At 52.3% G+C, this 18,288-nt stretch carries 17 protein-coding genes and 1 tRNA gene; 4 read left to right on the top strand and 14 right to left on the bottom strand.

Going from position 1 to position 18,288, the window contains the following annotated elements:
• Positions 1-63 precede the first annotated feature (63 nt).
• From deoA to JF44_RS0113815, 7 genes are all read right to left on the bottom strand, one after another.
• A complete protein-coding gene (deoA, locus tag JF44_RS0113845) occupies positions 64-1,401 on the bottom strand; it encodes a thymidine phosphorylase (protein ID WP_033069572.1) in 1,338 nt (445 codons plus the stop codon).
• 59 nt (positions 1,402-1,460) lie between these two features.
• Positions 1,461-2,267, bottom strand: coding sequence for a purine-nucleoside phosphorylase (locus JF44_RS0113840; RefSeq protein ID WP_033069571.1), 807 nt, complete (start codon positions 2,265-2,267; stop codon positions 1,461-1,463).
• Entirely contained in the window at positions 2,264-2,677 is a 414-nt protein-coding gene (gene cdd / locus JF44_RS0113835) for a cytidine deaminase (protein ID WP_033069570.1), read from the bottom strand. Before cdd ends, JF44_RS0113840 begins: the two co-directional genes overlap by 4 nt.
• Positions 2,678-2,787: 110 nt before the next feature.
• Entirely contained in the window at positions 2,788-3,759 is a 972-nt protein-coding gene (locus tag JF44_RS0113830; protein WP_033069569.1) for an ABC transporter permease, read from the bottom strand.
• Positions 3,759-4,877, bottom strand: coding sequence for an ABC transporter permease (locus tag JF44_RS0113825; RefSeq protein ID WP_033069568.1), 1,119 nt, complete (start codon positions 4,875-4,877; stop codon positions 3,759-3,761). The genes JF44_RS0113830 and JF44_RS0113825 overlap by 1 nt, the downstream gene beginning before the upstream one ends.
• On the bottom strand, positions 4,874-6,457 hold the full coding sequence (locus JF44_RS0113820; RefSeq protein WP_156111706.1) for an ABC transporter ATP-binding protein: 1,584 nt from the start codon (positions 6,455-6,457) through the stop codon (positions 4,874-4,876). Before JF44_RS0113820 ends, JF44_RS0113825 begins: the two co-directional genes overlap by 4 nt.
• Positions 6,458-6,499: 42 nt before the next feature.
• On the bottom strand, positions 6,500-7,495 hold the full coding sequence (locus JF44_RS0113815) for a BMP family lipoprotein (RefSeq protein WP_033069956.1): 996 nt from the start codon (positions 7,493-7,495) through the stop codon (positions 6,500-6,502).
• Between the two features lie 472 nt (positions 7,496-7,967).
• Here JF44_RS0113815 and JF44_RS0113810 point away from each other — a divergent pair, with 472 nt between their 5' ends.
• From JF44_RS0113810 to JF44_RS0113800, 3 genes are all read left to right on the top strand, one after another.
• Complete coding sequence (locus tag JF44_RS0113810) at positions 7,968-8,144, top strand: hypothetical protein (RefSeq protein WP_156111695.1); 177 nt, start codon at positions 7,968-7,970, stop codon at positions 8,142-8,144.
• Between the two features lie 78 nt (positions 8,145-8,222).
• Positions 8,223-9,173, top strand: coding sequence for a carbohydrate kinase family protein (locus JF44_RS0113805; RefSeq protein ID WP_238318459.1), 951 nt, complete (start codon positions 8,223-8,225; stop codon positions 9,171-9,173).
• Between the two features lie 95 nt (positions 9,174-9,268).
• A complete protein-coding gene (locus tag JF44_RS0113800) occupies positions 9,269-9,511 on the top strand; it encodes an Lrp/AsnC ligand binding domain-containing protein (RefSeq protein ID WP_033069566.1) in 243 nt (80 codons plus the stop codon).
• Between the two features lie 108 nt (positions 9,512-9,619).
• On the opposite strand, the gene JF44_RS0113795 is transcribed toward JF44_RS0113800, so the two are convergent.
• Positions 9,620-9,712: transfer RNA gene (locus JF44_RS0113795), tRNA-Ser, on the bottom strand.
• 282 nt (positions 9,713-9,994) lie between these two features.
• On the opposite strand from JF44_RS0113795, the gene JF44_RS0113790 reads away from it, so the two are divergent.
• A complete protein-coding gene (locus JF44_RS0113790) occupies positions 9,995-10,216 on the top strand; it encodes a hypothetical protein (protein ID WP_033069565.1) in 222 nt (73 codons plus the stop codon).
• A gap of 149 nt (positions 10,217-10,365) precedes the next feature.
• Here the strand turns inward: JF44_RS0113790 and JF44_RS0113785 are convergent, their stop codons facing one another.
• The 6 genes from JF44_RS0113785 to JF44_RS0113760 all read right to left on the bottom strand — a co-directional run bounded on the left by JF44_RS0113785 (position 10,366) and on the right by JF44_RS0113760 (position 18,282).
• Positions 10,366-11,544, bottom strand: a complete 1,179-nt coding sequence (locus JF44_RS0113785; RefSeq protein ID WP_033069564.1) for an MFS transporter — start codon at positions 11,542-11,544, stop codon at positions 10,366-10,368.
• A 42-nt stretch (positions 11,545-11,586) separates the two neighbouring features.
• The gene (locus tag JF44_RS0113780; protein WP_033069563.1) at positions 11,587-12,624 is read right to left on the bottom strand and encodes a GlxA family transcriptional regulator; all 1,038 of its coding nucleotides are present in this window, start codon (positions 12,622-12,624) and stop codon (positions 11,587-11,589) included.
• A gap of 129 nt (positions 12,625-12,753) precedes the next feature.
• Complete coding sequence (locus JF44_RS0113775) at positions 12,754-14,442, bottom strand: hypothetical protein (protein WP_033069562.1); 1,689 nt, start codon at positions 14,440-14,442, stop codon at positions 12,754-12,756.
• Positions 14,443-14,693: 251 nt separating this feature from the next.
• Positions 14,694-15,287, bottom strand: a complete 594-nt coding sequence (locus tag JF44_RS20030) for a PqiC family protein (RefSeq protein ID WP_052065911.1) — start codon at positions 15,285-15,287, stop codon at positions 14,694-14,696.
• On the bottom strand, positions 15,287-16,966 hold the full coding sequence (locus JF44_RS0113765; protein WP_033069561.1) for a PqiB family protein: 1,680 nt from the start codon (positions 16,964-16,966) through the stop codon (positions 15,287-15,289). Before JF44_RS0113765 ends, JF44_RS20030 begins: the two co-directional genes overlap by 1 nt.
• Complete coding sequence (locus tag JF44_RS0113760) at positions 16,963-18,282, bottom strand: paraquat-inducible protein A (protein WP_033069560.1); 1,320 nt, start codon at positions 18,280-18,282, stop codon at positions 16,963-16,965. Before JF44_RS0113760 ends, JF44_RS0113765 begins: the two co-directional genes overlap by 4 nt.
• Between the last annotated feature and the right edge of the window lie 6 nt (positions 18,283-18,288).

The following is an 18,288-nucleotide window of genomic DNA, read 5'->3' as shown; positions in this document are numbered from 1 at the left end:
TTAAAAAGCAAAAAGCCGGGAAATCCCGGCTTTTTAGTTTAGTGACTGTTGGTGCATACGTGATCAGGCCTTACCTGCCACCACCCGTTCGCGAACGGCCGGCTCTGTTCCGGTTGGCTCAACATCGCCATCTCCAATCACAATGGCGTCGCGCAGCAAGGTGGTAACTTCGTCAAGTTGTGCCTGGTCGCGGGTATGGGCCATACAAAGCGGTGTTTCCGCCGAAACCGGCTGTCCCACCTTGATGAAATCAGTGAAGCCAACGGCAAAGTCGATCTTTTGATCGGCACGTGTACGCCCCCCCTTAAGCGAGACCAGCGCCAAGCCAACCTTACGAGCATCCATAGAAAGCACACGCCCCGTCTTTGCTGCCGAAACCGCGTTCGTCATTGGCGCCGCTTCAAGATAGTCCGCGTTCTTTTCTACGAAATCGCTCGGGCCACCAAGGCTTGAAACCATTTTGGCAAAGACTTCCGCAGCCTTGCCGCTATCAAGGGCCTCTGTTGCCATACGCAAACCATCCGAGACATCCGCAGCAACGCCGCTGACTGCGAGCATTTCAGCAGCCAGTGCCATGGTGACGTCATAGACTCGTTGTTCCTGATGTTTGCCTGCCAGGAAATCAATCGCTTCCTGCATCTCAAGCGCATTCCCGACCGTGTCGCCAAGAACCTGTTCCATATCCGTCAAAAGTGCGACAGTCGGCACGCCATTACGTGTTGCCACTTCTGTGATGCTTTCGGCAAGTTCGCGGGCGCGTTCATATTCGCTCATGAAGGCACCGGAACCGAATTTCACATCCATCACAAGTGAATCCAGCCCTGCTGCTAATTTCTTCGAAAGAATCGATGCCGTAATCAGTGGAATGCTTTCAACCGTCGCTGTGACATCACGAATGCCATAGAAACGCTTGTCCGCAGGAGCCAGGTCAGATGTTTGTCCAATGATTGCACATCCGACATCACGGGTGACTTTGGCAAATTCCTCAAGCGTCGGTGTGGTGCGATAGCCCGGAATAGAGTCAAATTTATCAAGCGTTCCGCCTGTATGACCAAGGCCGCGCCCAGAAATCATCGGCACGAATGCGCCACAAGCGCCAACAATCGGGCCCAGCATGAGGCTGACTTTATCGCCAACACCACCCGTAGAGTGTTTATCGACAATTGGTCCATCAAGGCCAAGCGCCTTCCAATCCAGAACAGTGCCGCTATCGCGCATATTGCGCGTCAAGGCCGCCCGCTCGTCCATTGTCATCCCATTGAAGAAGACAGACATCGCAAGGGCTGCGACCTGCCCCTCGCTGATGGTGTTATCAGTGATGCCCTTAACGAAAAAGGCAATCTCTGCATCGGTGAGTACTTCGCCTTCGCGTTTGCGGCGAATGATTTCTTGGGGCAGCATATGCTGTCTCCTGAGCGCTAGTCGTTTAACTTAATCTGGTGGAAATGGCTTTTCCGGCCTCAGGCAGAACCTGAAAAATACTGCAGCAATATCTTGATAAGATTGGCAGAACCGGTTTTTGACATTTCAAGTGTCTGTTCGTGGCTAAGCGGTGTTGCGCTCATCCCTGCAGCCAGATTGGTAATATTCGAAACGGCGGCAACCTTAAATCCAAGACGCCGCGCAAGAATGTTTTCCGGCACCGTTGACATCCCGACAGCATCAGCGCCCAAAGTCTTCAGTGCACGGATTTCCGCAGGTGTTTCAAAGCTCGGCCCGGTACACCAGCAATAGGTGCCCTCAAACAGTTTGATCCCGAGTTTGGCTGCCGTATCATGAAGTCCCGATCCAATATCAGGATCATATGGCACGTCCATGCCAACAAATCGGTCTTCGCCGTGATATCCGATCAAGGGGTTGGGACCAAACAGGCTCATGTGATCGGTAATCAGCATCAGGCTGCCGGGGACGGCATCTGGCATAAGCGATCCTGCCGCATTTGTCAGGATCAGGCGTTCGGCCCCCAACGCATGCAGAGTTTCCAATGGCTCTGCCATGAGATCGGAGCGGCCATGTTCATAATAATGCGCACGCCCCTGCATTACCGCGACCGATACACCACCGATGCGCCCAAGAACAAGCGTGCCGCCATGCCCGACCACGGTCGGCTTTGGGAACCCCGGCAGGTCTTCATAGGAAATGCTGATCGCGTCGCTAACAGCTTCAACCACACCTCCAAGACCGCTGCCCAAAACCATCGCGACTTCGGCCTTAAAGCCCGGTGCCTTGGCTTCAAGGATATCGAGCGCTGCTTTTACATTGCTCATTTCAAATTCTCCGGCCCAAAGGAATGCGGAATAAGTTCTTCACGCGACAAGGTCAGCAACGTTTCGCCGGACTCATTGATGATGTAGATGGTCGCGTCCGGCCCGGTAAATTCACGGATTTTCTGACGGCACCCACCACAAGGCGTGCAGGCCACATCCCCAAGTCCGACCACGGCAATCTCGTCAAACTTCGTTTCACCAGACAAAACCATAGATGATATTGCGCCTGCCTCGGCGCAAACACCTTCAGGATATGCCGCGTTTTCGACATTACACCCCGAAATGACCTTGCCCCCGGCCGTCCGCAGAGCCGCACCAACAAAGAAGTTCGAGTACGGCGCATACGCCTTGTCACGCGCCATCAATGCCGCATCAATGAGATCGCGCGGGGCTTGTTTACCAACAACCATATCTGGATCCTGTTTCGATTACCTATCGCGCCTGTTAACACACAGACGAGGGGAAATTTGTGGTTCGGGCCGGAGCAAATGATGCGCCCAAGACCCGAACCATCGATCAATCAGCGTTCCTTGACGTAGGCACGACCAAGCGCCTTTGGCGGGATCGCCCGACCAATAAATCCGGCAAGGAGAATGACTGTCAAAATATATGGCAATGCCTGAACCAATTGCACCGGCACTTCGCCAATACCAGGCAGAACAACGCCCTGCAACCGTGTGGCGGCAGCATCAAGGAAGCCAAACAAAAGACATGCGGCCAATGCCGGAAACGGACGCCATTTGCCAAACACCATCGCGGCAAGCGCGATATAGCCTTTGCCGGCCGTCATGTCCTGCAGGAATGATGCGCCCTGCGCTGTTGAAAGATATGCACCAGACATCCCGACAAGAACGCCGCTGCAGATCACGGCACGGTAACGCATGGCAACAACGCCAATCCCCGCCGTATCAACCGCACCCGGATTTTCCCCGACGGCACGCAAACGCAGGCCAAAGCGGGTCCGATACATCACCCACCATGCAGCCGGAACGGCAAGGAACGCGATATAGACCAGAATGTTATGGCCGCTCAGCAATTCGGAATAGATCGGGCCAAGCACCGGCACGTCGCGGAAAGATTCTGCGCCCGGAAAAGTAATCGGCTGGAAACGCGATGCCTTGTCAAGGGCGGGCGTTTTACCGCCCTGCGCAAACAGGGCAATACCAACGAGGGCAGTCAAGCCAGACATCAGGATATTAATCGCCATGCCCGAGACAACCTGATTGCCCTTATGGGTAATACAGGCAAAGCCGTGCAACAACGAAAGACCGATCGTGGTCGCAATTGCAGCCAAAAGGCCAACCCATGGGCTACCGACATAAAATGCAACCGCAGCGGCCGAAAACGCCCCGCCCAACATCATGCCTTCAAGTGCAAGGTTTATGGTGCCGGATCGCTCGGAAAACATACCCGCAAGGGCAGCAAGAATAAGCGGCGTTGAGGTCCGCAGCGTTGCATCAAGCAACAGAATGATCAGCTCAAAATTTTCCATCACACTGCCTCCTGCGCATCACGGCGCAAGCGCCAAGCGGTGTAAATCTTCGTCGCACGTGGTCGGAACATATGTTCCATCGCACCAGTAAACAAAATGACGAGGCCCTGAATAACCACAACCATATCATTTGAAATGGTTGGGATTTCAAAGGAAAGCTCTGCCCCACCCTGATACAGCATGCCAAACAGCAATGCAGCCAGGAATATCCCAAACGGATGATTGCGGCCCATCAGCGCCACAGCAATGCCGACAAAGCCATAACCTGCGGTGAAGTCAATCAACAGGCGGTGCTGAACACCCATGACTTCATTTAGCGCCATAAACGATGACAGCGCGCCGGAAATCATCATCGCAATAATGATGAACCTGCCTGGTTCAAGTCCTGCATATGTCGCGGCAACTGCATTGGCGCCAACCGTACGAATGGCGTAGCCCCAACGCGTATGCCAGATGAACAGCCAGATCATGACACTGATAACAATCGCATAGACGAACGAAAGATTAAGCGGGCTTGAAGCCATCTCAATCCCAAGTGCGCCTGCAATGTCATGGATGAAAGGCAAACGCAGATGTTCAGCGATCTGTTCACTTTCCGGGGTCATTGATCCTTGCGGGCGCAGAACATTCACCAGCAAATACACCATCAACGACGATGCAATAAAGTTGAACATGATCGTTGTAATCACGACGTGAGAGCCGCGACGCGCCTGCAGATAGGCCGGAATATATGCCCAAGCCGCACCAAAAATCATCGCCGCCAACATTGACACAACCAGCATGATCGGGAACGGCAGGAAGTCGAGGTAAAGTGCGGCCAGCGTTACGCCAAGGCCACCAACATAGGCCTGTCCCTCTGCGCCGATGTTAAACAGCCCGCAATGAAACGCCACGGCAAAGGCAAGACCGGTGAAAATGAAGTTGGTGGTGTAATAAAGCGTATAGCCCCACGCTTCTTCGTAGCCAAAAGCACCAAACAGCAGGATTTCAACAACTTCGACCGGGTTTTCCCCAATTGCCAGAACCAAAAGTGCTGAAACAACGAGCGCAAGCAACAGGTTCAAAAGCGGCAATACGCCGACATCAATCCAGCGAGGGAGTTCGACAGCCTTGCTCATGCTTGCCCCTCCACTGCCTTGGCTTCCTTCGGATCAACACCTGCCATCATCAGACCAAGTACACGTTCATTGGCCTCTGCAGCAGAAACTTCACCGATGATGGAACCATCGCACATCACAAGAATTCGGTCGGCAAGCGACATAATTTCGTCAAGCTCCACTGACACCAACAGGACAGCCTTACCAGCATCCCGCATGGCGACAATACGTTTATGAATGAACTCGATGGCACCGATATCGACGCCACGCGTTGGTTGACCGACCAGAAGCAGTTCCGGGTCACGCATGATTTCACGTGCCAATACAAGTTTCTGCTGGTTCCCGCCCGAAAAGTTTGCCGCTTTCAAATCAGGGTTATTCGGACGCACGTCGAATTCCGCCATCATATTGGCTGTGGCCTTTGAAATCGCGTCCCAGTCCAGAAGCGCGCCTTTCTGGTAGGTATTGTCATCCTCATACCCAAGGATCGCTGCCTCTTTTGCCGTAAAGGCAGTGACCATTGCCATGCGATGGCGGTCTTCCGGCACGTGTGCAACGCCCCGTCGGCGCAGTTCTGCGGCATCAACACCCTTGCCGGGCGTCACATCTTGTCCGCTCAGTTCAACCGACCCTTCGGCTGCGGATCGAATTCCACCCAGCGCTTCAAGCAATTCACTTTGGCCGTTGCCGGAAACACCGGCAACACCAACAATTTCACCCGCACGCACCGTGAATGTCGCATTCTTGACCTTACGCACACCCTGGGCGTTATCGACACAAAGGTTATCGACTTTCAAAACGGTGTCAGCCGGATTTGCTTTGCCTTTTTCCAGGCGCAACAACACTTTACGACCAACCATTAACTCGGAAAGTTCTTCCGGGCTGGTTTCGGCTGTTTTGCGATGCGCCACCATTTCGCCTTGGCGCATGACAGACACATTGTCCGTTGCAGCCATGATCTCGCGCAATTTGTGGGTAATCAGAACAACCGTTTTCCCCTGTTCCTTGAGCGTCTCAAGGATACGGAAAAGATGATCAGCCTCCTGCGGCGTCAAAACACCGGTTGGCTCATCCAGAATAAGGATTTCTGCACCACGATAGAGTGCTTTCAGGATTTCGACACGTTGTTGAAGTCCGACCGAAAGGTCGCCGACAATCGCATCCGGATCGATATTGAGCGAATATTCGCGCTCCAGACGTTCCAGTTCTTCGCGGGCTTTGGAAACCCCATCGCGCAGAACCGCTCCGCCTTCGACACCAAGGATAACGTTTTCAAGCACCGAGAATGTCTCAACCAGCATGAAGTGCTGATGCACCATACCAATGCCGACCGAGATCGCGTCGTCTGATCCTTTGATATCGCAGAGCTCGCCATCAACGTGGATGGTCCCCCCATCGGCTTGATAAAAGCCGTACAGGATGCTCATCAGGGTCGACTTACCAGCCCCATTCTCCCCCACGATCCCATGAATCGTGCCTTTGTCGACTTTTAGGTCGATTTCTTTGTTCGCGTGTACCGCTCCGAACCGCTTGTCAATTCCACGCAGTTCGATAGCGGGGTGCACGGCACCGTTTTCCCCGGTGCCGTGCATTTGATGCATCGTATCCGACACGACAAATCCCCGTTTTGCTAAACGACTGCCTTACATCGGGCAGGCGCTGTCGCTCATGTAATCGTGTACTTCAAGGTTGCCGGAAATGATTTCTTCCTTGGCCTTGGCAACGGCTGCTTTCATTTCTGCGGTGATCAGGCTTTCGTTGTTCTCGTCAAGAGCCCAATCAACACCGCCCTCGGCAAGACCAAGTACGGTCAGGCCCGGTGCCCAAGTGTCATTTGCAGCAGCATCGAATGCTTCGTAAACAGCAACGTCAACGCGCTTGAGCATGGAGGTCAGAACCGAGCCCGGGTGCATCCCGTTCTGGTTTGAGTCAACACCAATACCCAGTTTACCCGCATCAGCAGCGGCCTGAAGCACACCAACACCTGTACCACCAGCAGCGTGGTAGACAACATCGGCGCCACGGTCAAACTGCGATTTCGCAAGTTCACCGCCCTTGACCGGGTCATTCCATGCCGACGGCGTGGTACCCGTCATATTCTGGAAGATTTCCGCATCGCTGTTGGCATATTTAACGCCCTGTGCATAGCCACAGGAGAATTTGCTGATGAGCGGAATATCCATACCACCGATGAAGCCAACTTTGCCGGTTTCAGAAGCCATTGCCGCAAGGACACCAACCAGGAAAGAGCCTTCGTGCTCTTTAAACACGACCGACTGAACGTTCGGCAGGTCAACAACCATGTCAACAATGGTGAACTTGGTGTCGGGGAATTCTTTGGCAACTTTCTCAAGTGCGGACGCCTGGTTGAAACCAATTGCAACGATCGGGTTCATGCCACGGCGTGCAAAGTTGCGCATTGCCTGCTCACGCTGTGAGTCGTTCTGAATTTCGAAGTCACGATAGGAAGTACCGGTATCTTCCTTGTACTTCTCAGCGCCGGTATAAGCCGCCTGGTTAAAGGAACGGTCGAAACGCCCGCCCATATCATAAATTACTGCCGGTTTGATTTCTGCAGCCGAAGCAACACCTGCATAGCAGGCGACAGCCGCGACCACCGAGGTCAGAAGCTTTTTCATTCCGATGCCCTTCATTGTTTGAATTCTGATTATTCTACCCACCGATGCACTTTGTCGGCGGGGCTCCCTCATCGAAAACATGCGTTCCGCGTAATCTCATGCGTCCGGTCCCTCAACCGGAGAAGCAATTTGATCAGCGTGTGAACGTCAATGGTAACTACAAAATATAGTGCCCTGTAAATAGCCGAACACGCAAGGAGTTCTCTAAACCTGTCCATTCGGTCAGAAATACATCTGCGATCTGCAGATACCTTGAGGTGGATCAGACTTTGATTTCTCTTGGTTTGGCGGTGTTTTGCGGCGTATGCGTGCAAAACGCAATGCAAAAAACTTTCCAGATAAACTTGATAATGATTCAATTGGCATTTCAGGGTCGAGTTCCGCTTTTACGTATGCCAATGGACAACCCGATTCTTAAAACTGCATCAAAAATCACTTTAAACAGATGAAACCTCATCAACAGGTGGTCGCCATGGTCACCAACCGTAAGAGCCACGCTGGTGGCTTTCGATGCGAACATCTTTCAGGGGACATTTTTCCACGTCTGTGGGAACAGAATGGCGATGAAAACCGACCTGTTGGAAATTTAGGCCGCAAGAAGGAAGCATATCGGGCGACCGCACTTTTTGTTTTACTTGCCTTGCAATAGTAACGGGGATTATGAACCTCGTTTAACAAAGCGCTGCGCGCGACACCTTTAACGCCCCACCACAAAGAGCATTTATCCGTGATTACGCCCTCTGCGAACATTCTCTGCTTTGGCGCTGCCCATTTCGACCGGACCCTGCAATGCACCGAGGATTTCGTTCCCGCTGCATCCAATCCGGTTCGAACACTTCATCGCAAGCCCGGCGGAGTCAGCCGCAACATCGCTGTTCATCTGCGTCTGTTGGGCAACACTGTCGCGATGCTTGGTGCGGTTGGTGACGATGGTGATGGCGACCAGGTGATTGAGGCGCTATCAAACGTCGGGATTGATACGCGCCTCCTGATGAAACTTTCTGGCATGACCACTGCGGGATACACCGCCCTTCTTGATGAAACGGGCGAACTCGCACTGGGGATGATGAATGCCGAAGTTTATGACCAGTTGACCATTGCACGGCTTGAACCGGCATTGACCAGTCTTCAGGCATGGCCGTGGTGGCTGATTGATGCAAATTTGCCATCAGATACAATTTCATGGCTGGCTGAAAACAAGGGCCAAACCAAATTTTGTGCCGCAACCGTTTCGCCAAGCAAAGCGGCCCGATTTGCCCCTGCATTGGATAAAATTGATCTTTTAATCGCAAACCGCGCCGAGACCCGGGTTTTGACAGGTATTGAAGTCAACGAACTCGACCAGGCAAAAACCGCGATTGAAATTCTGCGGGCAAAAGGCATCCCCGACGTGGTTATTACGCTGGGTGCGCAAGGTGTTGTTTCCTCGTCGAAAACAGGCACAGCATTCTGGCAACCGCTTCCGACCCGCTTAAAAGACGTCAATGGTGCGGGTGATGCGTTCTATGCAGGTTTTCTTTCGACCTATTCACAGCCAGGAACAAGCTTTGACGATGCCATGGCATCGGGCCTTGCACTGGCAAGCCTGACGGCAGAAACCGACGGGACGACAGTTTGGGATTTAACGCAGAAAGCAGTTAATGACCGCGCTGCTCAAGCCAAGTCCAGCCTGCTTTAACATCCAGTGATGAGCGCAATCATGCTTGACGATTGCAAGCCTGATCCAAGGCAGGTAGCCTGTCATGAATTCAACTTCAAACCGGAGCCATTCCGATGCATCCATTTTTCATCTTTGTAAAATGTGAACTGGGCAAAGCCTACGACGTAGCAGCCGACCTCGTTGAAGAAGTCGAAGGTGTGTCGGAAGTGTACTCGATCTCAGGCCCGTTTGAGCTGCTAGTCAAGGTGTATGTCGAAGACGAACAGGATATCGGGCGCTATGTGAACGAACAGATTCACAAGTTGCCAAATATCAAGGACACACAGACCATCATTACATTCAACGCCTTCACCTGATCTGTATTACCAGTCAAAATGCAAAAACGCGGCCTTCAACAAGTGCCGCGTTTTTCTTTGTCATAGACTCCAAAAGAAAAAAGCACCCTTTTGGGGTGCTTTGATCAATGGCGGGCAAGGAGGGATTCGAACCCTCGATAGGGCTTGTCACCCTATACTCCCTTAGCAGGGGAGCGCCTTCAGCCACTCGGCCACTTGCCCTCTATGTCCTTGGTGTTCCCTGCGGAACGACGCCTTTCTTAAACATCGCCATGGCCCATGTCAATGCCCGAAACCGGCGTTAAGGAGGTTTTCTTTTTAACAGTCCTGCCAAATAAAACCAGCAGCTTTTTCTGTGCTTGCCTCATCACATTTTCCAGTTGAACGACAAAAGAGTCTTCAAACCATCACACAGCTGTCATCGCATCGAAAAAAACACCTGTCATAAAGCGATTGTCGATTGGTTTTTAACCGTCAAATGACGTAATTGCTGGTTGGAGAAAGATGCGTACGATCTATCAGAGCACCGACGATTTCGGTCACACCCTTCGCGCCCTGAAACTGACCAAGGAAGGTCATAACGACCCGGTTTATATGGGATTGGTTATTCAGGACCGCGAAGTCCTGTTTCGCACCCGTGAAAACAACTCACGCGATTTCGTGTTGCAAAAGATCAAGGAATTCGTCGCGGGTAACGCGACGGCGTTGGCATCCCAACCGGCCTGATGGCCGGTTTTTTTATTGCCCGAACATAAGTCCGGAAATCAGCGGACTTTATCTGGCAGGGAATATGGTTTTCAAAATCGCGCCGGGCGACACTCCCCGTTTCGCCCAGCAACTTCACCGCCGGTCAGACTGACCGGCGGTTTCTTTTATCATGCTTTGGCTTCGACCTGTGTTGCGACATATCCCCGCCACATCAAAAACATCGCGCCCATCACAACCGGCACCACCCCATAGTTCACCAAGTTCCACCCTGCCCCGGCGATCAGGACCCCGCTCAGCGCAGATGCCACAGCTGCGGTGATACTGTTGCCCAGTTCCATTAAACTTTGCGCATGGCCACGCTCGGCATCATCATGTCCTTCTCCCAGCAATGTCGTGCCTGCCAGCAACATCATATTCCAACCGATCCCCAGTAGAAATGAACTGACCAGAAATGCACTGATGGATATCCCGGTAACAGCAACACACACACTTGCGATCAAAATCACACCGCCAACCAGGGCGATACGTCGTGGACCAAAATGATCAATCAATGGACCAGCGACAAAAGCAGGTAAAAACATCCCAACCAGATGCCAGCGAATGACGTTGGCCGACACATCCACATCATACCCGCAATATTTCATGGCAAGTGGTGTTGCTGTCATTACCAGGATCATGATCCCCTGCCCAGCTGCACTGATGGCAACCGCCCCACGGATCGCTGGCCGGCGTAAAAGATTGACCATAACAGCCCGCCCCGTCTCACCACGGAGCGGAATGGTGCCATCTGGCAACATTGCCATCAAAAGTGCACCAACGGCTGCCAACCCGGCCAGCGCAATATAAGCTCCTCCAAACGGAACAGGTAGCATATCCCGGCTGGTGGATGCTATTTCCGGTGCGACCAATGCCGCGAGAACCCCACCACCAACAACCAATGCCGATGCCCGGCCCTTTTGCGTCGCATCAACCGCTTCAAGCGCGGCATAGCGATAATACATCGCCGATGCCTGATAGGAGCCAATCATTGCCGGTGCCACGACAACAAGCCAGAATTGTCCAATATAAATCCCCGCCGCCAAGCCCCCCCCACCGGCCACACCAAAAAGCGCACCGATAAACAGCCCGGCACGCCGGCCGCGCCGCTGCATCAACATTGCCAGTGGATGCACCGATATCAAATTGCCAAGCATCAAGACCCCTAGTGGCAAAGTTGCCAGTGCCGGTGTTGGCGCCAACGACACACCAATGATTGATGTCAGGGTGATCCCGATCAGTGAACAGGACCAATACAACGCTTGTGCGACAAATAGCAGACGCACTGATCCATTGGTCAGTAACAACATGTTCCCAACTCCGACATTTAAAAACTGTAATGAGGTATCTTGTTATGCGTCAGCCGACGCTTGCGGCACCTTTACGGCAAAACGTTCGGCATATTCCTGAGGACTAACTGACAGGTGGCGTTGAAAAGCACGCCGCAGTGTTTCCGGGTGACGAAATCCGCAAATCGCCGCCACACGAGAAATCGGAAGACTGTTATCCTGAAGCAGGGCGCGTGCTGCTTCGACCCGCACACGTTCGATGTAGCGTGCCGGGCTCATGCCAAGATCACGGGTAAACACACGTGAAAATGTGCGCGCAGACATGCCTGCACGGTCTGCAAGCCGTTCAAGCGAAAGATCAGCATCAAGGTTTTCTGGCAACCATTCCAGAAGACGCGACAGCCTTTCTGTCGAACCATATTCAGGGGTTAGATACGCACTAAATTGCGCCTGCCCGCCGGGACGCTTAAGAAACATCACCAAACGCCGCGCCACGGACAATGCCAAGGTTCGGCCAAGGTCCGCCTCGACAATCGCCAGTGCCAGATCAATGCCTGCAGTCACCCCGGCCGAGGTAAAAACACGCGGGTCTCCATCCTGCCCACTTGGGTCATAGCTGTGCAGGCGGTCACCCATCATATGAACTGCGGGAAACTCACGCTCCATCTGTGCGCAGCGTGACCAGTGGGTTGTTGCCATGCGCCCATCAAGGACCCCTGCCTCTGCCAGCAGCAGTGCGCCGGAGCATACAGAACCAAGGCGGGCGACATGTTGTTCAGCAGATTTGATCCAATTGATCAGTTTGGTGTTTTTACGTAACTCACAAATCCCATCTCCGCCGGGAACCAGCAAAGTATCAACGACACCAAAATCCAGATCACTTGCAGCAACATCTGCATATAACCGAACACCACAGGATGTCTGGATCGGTCCTTGCATTTCTGCAACGACAACCACGTCATAAGCTTTGGGGCGTCCCATTCTGACCAGTTCGTCATTGGCGGATGCAAAGACCTGCAGGGGGCCAACAATGTCGAGGCTCATCACCCCTTCATAGGCATAACAGGCGATCAATTTCTGATCTGGTACAAATTTGGACATGACAACGGCTCCTTGCGATTTCGACAGGATGCCGCAGTCGGGTTTTGGCTACAATGACAAACACCCCACGAATTTTGCCATATGGCTTCGCGGGGTGCATGCAATCTTCGAATGTTAAAAAGCTGGTCTTTAGAAACCGCTTCGCTGTAGCAGCGCATAAAAGTCGCGGATCGTACCTTCCTTGGTGGTCATGTCCTTAATGTCATCGACCAATTTGTCGGTAAAGTTCGGCTGTTTGAGGTAACCCACCACCCTTTTTCGGGCCATGGCCGCCGATTTTCCTTCGATCAGGACGCCGCTTGAGCAGAACTGAACAAGCATATAGGCGCGCTTGCGCAGATGGAGTGCCGGGTTATCGATCCGTTCAATGACTTTTTCGCGCACAAGATATTCCGCCAAACCGTCATCAAGCTTTTCAGCAATTTCGGCCTTTTCTTGTTCCGGCAATGAGGATTGACCAAGCATATCGCTCATCTGCTTAACCGTTGCCATCTTATCGCGTGGTTTTGATTCCGGATCACAGAACGCACGCAATGCACGCATGTCCTTAACCGCATCTCGCATCATATCGAGAAGCTCATCCTCGAAATCTTCGACGACGCCACTATTGGCAACGGCAATCAACCAGGTCAATTTTCGATAGTTTGGAATAAGACGGGCGTTGATTTCCGATACGCCTTCAATCAAGGCACGCGGTCCGCCAACATTACGTAAACGTGCGCCGCGTTCTGCGATGGCTTCCACCATCGGACGTCCATAAATCACCCCTTGTTCGGTAATCAGGCGTTCAAGAATTCCAACAAGCGGATCCGGATCACTTTCATGGCGGGTCAAACTGTTTGCGCTGCGCAATTCGCGGGTGATGTAATCGAACATCGCTTCCTGGCTGTTGGCCAGCAAACCAGATCCAAACAGCGGGTTCAGAAGCTCAAGGATATCATCGGCAGCACCACGGTTACCCTTTGCCCGGCCAAGCGCAAGATCAATATGCATTGTGACCGCTTCACCGAAGCTTCGCGAACTTCCCAAAAGTTCTTTCAAGGCAACCGGTGACCCAAGAATGTCGGCGATCACATCGTCAATCATCTTGCGGGCGGCTTCGTCTTTTTCATCCCCCTTGACCTTTAGCGCAAGGTCAAGTTTGCCGACCCAGTTGCGCGTTGAAGACAACACCCGCGTTAGCGCAACCATGGTCAGGAAGTCTGTGTCTTCGGCAAGATTGAGGCGGCGAATTTCGTCGCGCACTTCTGAAATTGTGGCGTCTTCAAATGCCGGGAGATCAACCTTTTCCACTTCGCGGGCGCGCGCAGACAATTGCTCAATTGCGCCATGAAGGTTGTTCATCGCCTCGATATGATCGCCTTCGGTAGCCTTGGCATGCAGCCCGGCAACCTTGTCGACAGCAGTCGGCATCAAGGTGTCATGAAACATCAGCTTGCGAAGGTTCTGGTAATTATACATTACCTCGCAAGGTGTCAGAATTTCCTGTTCAAAATATTTGCGCAGCAATCGGTTGATGGTCGCGCGGCTTTCCTTCTGCAAAAGATCATTGTCATTTTCGCACAACGGTGCGTCGTCGATGGCAGAAACGCGAACGTCTTCTTCCTCGTTATCGCCGGCACCTTCTTTTTCCAGAAGTACTTTTTCGATATGTCGACCGTCGCCGCGTTCCCAGTTGCGGACAACGCGTACGGCAGTGATTTTGGTTTTCACAAGCTTTTCAGCTTCTGAAACCGCTTCCTTTTCGACATCGAACGTCGAATGGATAATCCAGCGATCCCCACGCTGGACCATAACTTCAAATGTCGTATCCGACATAACGCGCTCTGGCTCCCTAACTTCCTGTTTGGGCGGCAAATGTTTGCCATCTACTCAGTCAGGCGCGTGTCCCAAATTTTATATTTATACTTCTTTATATGACCAAATGGGGCATGAAACAATAGCTGGATTGCCCTATTCATACAACTTTCGACTGTTCTTCAAGTTTCCTGCACCATTTTTCTCAGCTCAACTCTGCAGAGATTACCGGCCACCATGAATCAATCAAACGCAGAGTGCGGCGCATCCGCTCAGCGGACTTGGATCGCAATTTCAGACGTCAAATCCGCTAGCAAGGTGCTCATGGCGACAACCGTATTTTCAATCGTTCCATCAACCGGTGTGCTGACCTTGCTGTATTTGGCTGCTTTTGCAATTTTGCCACTTTCAAAAGAGACAAGTTTCCAGCGCGCCGTCAGAATGACTTTGCCATCGGCCTGGCGTTCAAAGCGGTCGATATCGAGAACAATTTGCCAATCAACCTGATCACGCGATGTCCACGGGAACACCTCAAGCCGGGACGCGATACCGGTCTGATCCAGATTATCCATCAGAACCCGATTGATATTCTCGCCCAATGGTTCCGCCCATCGATGCCCGGAATTGACGACGGGACGATTTGCACTGCTGCGTGTAACAATGGTGGAACGGTCGAGATAACTTGGAATGCTCACGGGCCCCACCCCGACGACCGGCTGCGCAGAAGTCGGGTTTCCCGATGCCTGAACGATGGGTGAAAGCAAATAGTAACTGTCGGGCACAGAGGGTGATGCACATGCCACCAAAAGGAACGAAACCGTCAGCAAGGCGCTTTTAAGGAAAAGCTTTCGGATATTGTATCGCATTATTCGTTCTCCTGCGGACCGCTTTTGCCAAGAATCAGGGCATTAGGGTTCTGTTCAAGGAACTCGGTTAATTCCCGCAACGAACGTGCTGTTGCACTTAGTTCCTTTAAGGCCTGTTCAAGATTGTAACGCACAGGCGAGGTTGCCGACGTGACATCGCGGACGCCTCCCAAGGCTTCACGCGCAGCATCCAATGCCGTCTGGGTTGCCGGTAGCACGCTGGCATCAAGATTGGTTACAAGCGAACTAATTCCGGCCGCCGCCTGTTGCAAGCTCACCATCCCGTCGTTCAGTGCAGGTGATGTCACAATATTTTCCATGCCTTCGACAGTTCCCAACAAACGAATGCCAATTTCTTCAAGCGGGAAGGTTTCGACCTTTTCAAGCAGGCTGGTCAGCGAATTTGCAATTTCATCAAGTTTCTGCGGCAACGTCGGCAATTCCGGGATATTTCCCTGCCCGTTCCCCAAATACCGGGCGGGTGACACCGGCTGCATGGACAGGTCAACAAACAACTGACCTGTGATAAAACTTCCGGTCTTCAAACGTGCCCGAAGGCCATTATCAACCAGGGTTTCTATGGTTTCAGTGGGATCAACGTCGCCAAGACGGCCACCAACAAGCTGAACTCTTTCAGGTTCAAGTGTCACTTCGACCGGAACACGGAACGATCGCTGATTTACAACATATTCAAGGTCAACGCTATCAACGGTGCCAACACGAATACCGTTGAACTCGACCGGGGCTCCGCGTGACAGGCCGCGCACCGAGGAGTCAAAATAAAGGATAAACTGCTGGCTATGGCCCTCGGTGAGAAGCTCTGCCTTTTCAAGACTTTCATGGAGCCGAAATACGGTATCGGCTTCGGCCATATCTTCGTCTTCATGTCCATCTGGCGTATAGAAATTTATACCACCGGCAAGAACGGAACGCACTGACTGAGCCCGCACCGAAAACCCCTGTGCATTCAGGTCAAGAGCAATGCCACTGGAATCCCAGAACCGCGTTTCGCGTTTAACAAGCGTATCAAACGGTTTGCGTACGAATATCGGAATTGAAACGCCGTCAGCGCTTTCCTTGAGCTCGGTTTCAAGAACTTCACCCACCTCAATGCCACGCAGCAAAACCGGTGTTCCCTCCCCAAGTGATCCAACTTCGGAGGCATTCAGAACGAACCGTGTTCCGTCTTCTTCGCTGGGAATGAATTGCGGCTCTTCTTCGCCAACAAACGTGTTTACACGAGCACCTGAATTATTAGGTGATACTTCAATATAGGCGCCGGAAACAATTGTTTCCAAACCAGAAATCCCCCTTGCACTAACCCTTGGACGAACGACCCAAAACTGGGAGCGATCTGTCAGGTATTCCTTGAAATTCGCGTTCATCCGAATAGTGAGCTGAACATGACCAAGGTCTTGTGCAAGGTTAATTTCGGTTACCTGACCAACATCGACGTCACGATAACGCACGGCGGTTTTACCCGCGGTCAGACCTTCGGCCGATTCAAAGGTTACTGTGATCTCTGGGCCTTTGGAAACGATGTCGCGCCAAAGCAACCAACCGCCGACGATCAATGCCACCAGTGGTACCAGCCAGATGATGGAAAAGCGTCCCCAACCTTTTCTGACGGTCGGCGTTTCCGGTTGCGGATCGGATGAAGAACTTCGTTCGTCAATCATGACGTAGCCCCCTGACTTCCAACTTGGTCTTGGCGATTGTTTGCGGGTTCTTGTGTTCTGGATTTCCGCAGCCCTGCGCGATCCCAAATCAAGCGCGGATCAAACGCCATTGCAGACAACATGGTCAGGATAACAACCCCACAAAATGCAACTGCGCCAAAGCCCGGTTGAATCGAGGCAATGTTGCCAAGCTTCACCAAAGCCGCAAGGATTGACACCATAAACACATCAACCATTGACCAACGCCCCACCAGTTCGGTGACGCGATACACCAGTGTCCGTTCACGCAGCGGGCCAGAAAGCTCCAATTGCGTTGCTAAATACACCCAGCTCAAAAGAACGATTTTTATGATTGGAACCAAAATGCTTGCCGCGAAAACCACGATTGCAATCGGCCATTCCCCGGCATGCACCAGCGCACTTACCCCCGACAGGATCGTATCTGCTTGTGTCCGACCCAGATATGTCACAGTCATAATTGGAAATACATTGGCAGGCACATACAAGATGATTGCAGCCAACAACAGTGCCCATGCACGTGACAGGCTTCTTGGTTTGCGGTGATGCACTTTATCACCACAACGCGGGCATCGAAGATGGTCACGCCCATCCCCTGCCACAACCATATGACAGGTGTGGCACGTCAGAAATTCATGCCCAAGGCTATCGCTGTTATGCGGCCCCACGATATCTGCGGAAGTTGGATAGACCAGATTTGAAGGCGCCAATCTTCGCCAAACATATCCTGGATCAAGCGTGACATTCATCAACAGAACAATCGGGATTAAACAACAGATGGCGAAGAACGCCGGTCCGGCAATGACTTCGGCGACTTCTGTCAGTTTGGTCAATGCAACCAACAAGCCAATCAGAAAGACATCAAGCATCGACCATGGCCGGACAACGGCCAGCACCCGCCAAACTTGCTGCATTCCCGGAACCTGCAGATTGAACGTGATCGGAAGCAACACATAGATATGAGCCACAATCAAACACAAAGGCGCGATCACCGATGTCAGCGCGACCATAATTGCAAGGAACGGAAATCCTTCTTGCCAAAATGTCAAAACGCCACTGGCCAATGTGTTGGTTTCAACGCGGCCTTCCATCGCAAACGTCAAAACCGGAAAACTGTTGGCTATCATGAACAAGACAAGTGCAGTCACGGCAAAGGCCAACGGCTTGTCAAAGCGCACCTGAGCAGCACCATACAACAGTGATCCACAGCGAACACAATATGCAACGTTCCCTGTCGGAATCTCTTTCTCGACATGGAGATAATCACAATGCTCACAGGCGATCAGTCGATGTGACATGGTTAT

Origin of the sequence: Thalassospira australica (assembly GCF_000763295.1) — a bacterium.
Classification (GTDB): Bacteria; Pseudomonadota; Alphaproteobacteria; order Rhodospirillales; family Thalassospiraceae; genus Thalassospira; species Thalassospira australica.
The sequence above is the reverse complement of the archived record's forward strand: the minus strand, read 5'-3'. Positions and strand labels throughout refer to the sequence as shown.

Excerpts from the sequence above, each read along its gene's own strand:
- deoA (WP_033069572.1), bottom strand. The coding sequence starts at position 1,401 with ATGCTGCCCCAAGAAATCATTCGCCGCAAACGCGAAGGCGAAGTACTC.
- JF44_RS0113840 (WP_033069571.1), bottom strand. The coding sequence starts at position 2,267 with ATGAGCAATGTAAAAGCAGCGCTCGATATCCTTGAAGCCAAGGCACCG.
- cdd (WP_033069570.1), bottom strand. The coding sequence starts at position 2,677 with ATGGTTGTTGGTAAACAAGCCCCGCGCGATCTCATTGATGCGGCATTG.
- JF44_RS0113830 (WP_033069569.1), bottom strand. The coding sequence starts at position 3,759 with ATGGAAAATTTTGAGCTGATCATTCTGTTGCTTGATGCAACGCTGCGG.
- JF44_RS0113825 (WP_033069568.1), bottom strand. The coding sequence starts at position 4,877 with ATGAGCAAGGCTGTCGAACTCCCTCGCTGGATTGATGTCGGCGTATTG.
- JF44_RS0113820 (WP_156111706.1), bottom strand. The coding sequence starts at position 6,457 with ATGCATCAAATGCACGGCACCGGGGAAAACGGTGCCGTGCACCCCGCT.
- JF44_RS0113815 (WP_033069956.1), bottom strand. The coding sequence starts at position 7,495 with ATGAAAAAGCTTCTGACCTCGGTGGTCGCGGCTGTCGCCTGCTATGCA.
- JF44_RS0113810 (WP_156111695.1), top strand. The coding sequence starts at position 7,968 with ATGGTCACCAACCGTAAGAGCCACGCTGGTGGCTTTCGATGCGAACAT.
- JF44_RS0113800 (WP_033069566.1), top strand. The coding sequence starts at position 9,269 with ATGCATCCATTTTTCATCTTTGTAAAATGTGAACTGGGCAAAGCCTAC.
- JF44_RS0113790 (WP_033069565.1), top strand. The coding sequence starts at position 9,995 with ATGCGTACGATCTATCAGAGCACCGACGATTTCGGTCACACCCTTCGC.
- JF44_RS0113785 (WP_033069564.1), bottom strand. The coding sequence starts at position 11,544 with ATGTTGTTACTGACCAATGGATCAGTGCGTCTGCTATTTGTCGCACAA.
- JF44_RS0113780 (WP_033069563.1), bottom strand. The coding sequence starts at position 12,624 with ATGTCCAAATTTGTACCAGATCAGAAATTGATCGCCTGTTATGCCTAT.
- JF44_RS0113775 (WP_033069562.1), bottom strand. The coding sequence starts at position 14,442 with ATGTCGGATACGACATTTGAAGTTATGGTCCAGCGTGGGGATCGCTGG.
- JF44_RS20030 (WP_052065911.1), bottom strand. The coding sequence starts at position 15,287 with ATGCGATACAATATCCGAAAGCTTTTCCTTAAAAGCGCCTTGCTGACG.
- JF44_RS0113765 (WP_033069561.1), bottom strand. The coding sequence starts at position 16,966 with ATGATTGACGAACGAAGTTCTTCATCCGATCCGCAACCGGAAACGCCG.
- JF44_RS0113760 (WP_033069560.1), bottom strand. The coding sequence starts at position 18,282 with ATGTCACATCGACTGATCGCCTGTGAGCATTGTGATTATCTCCATGTC.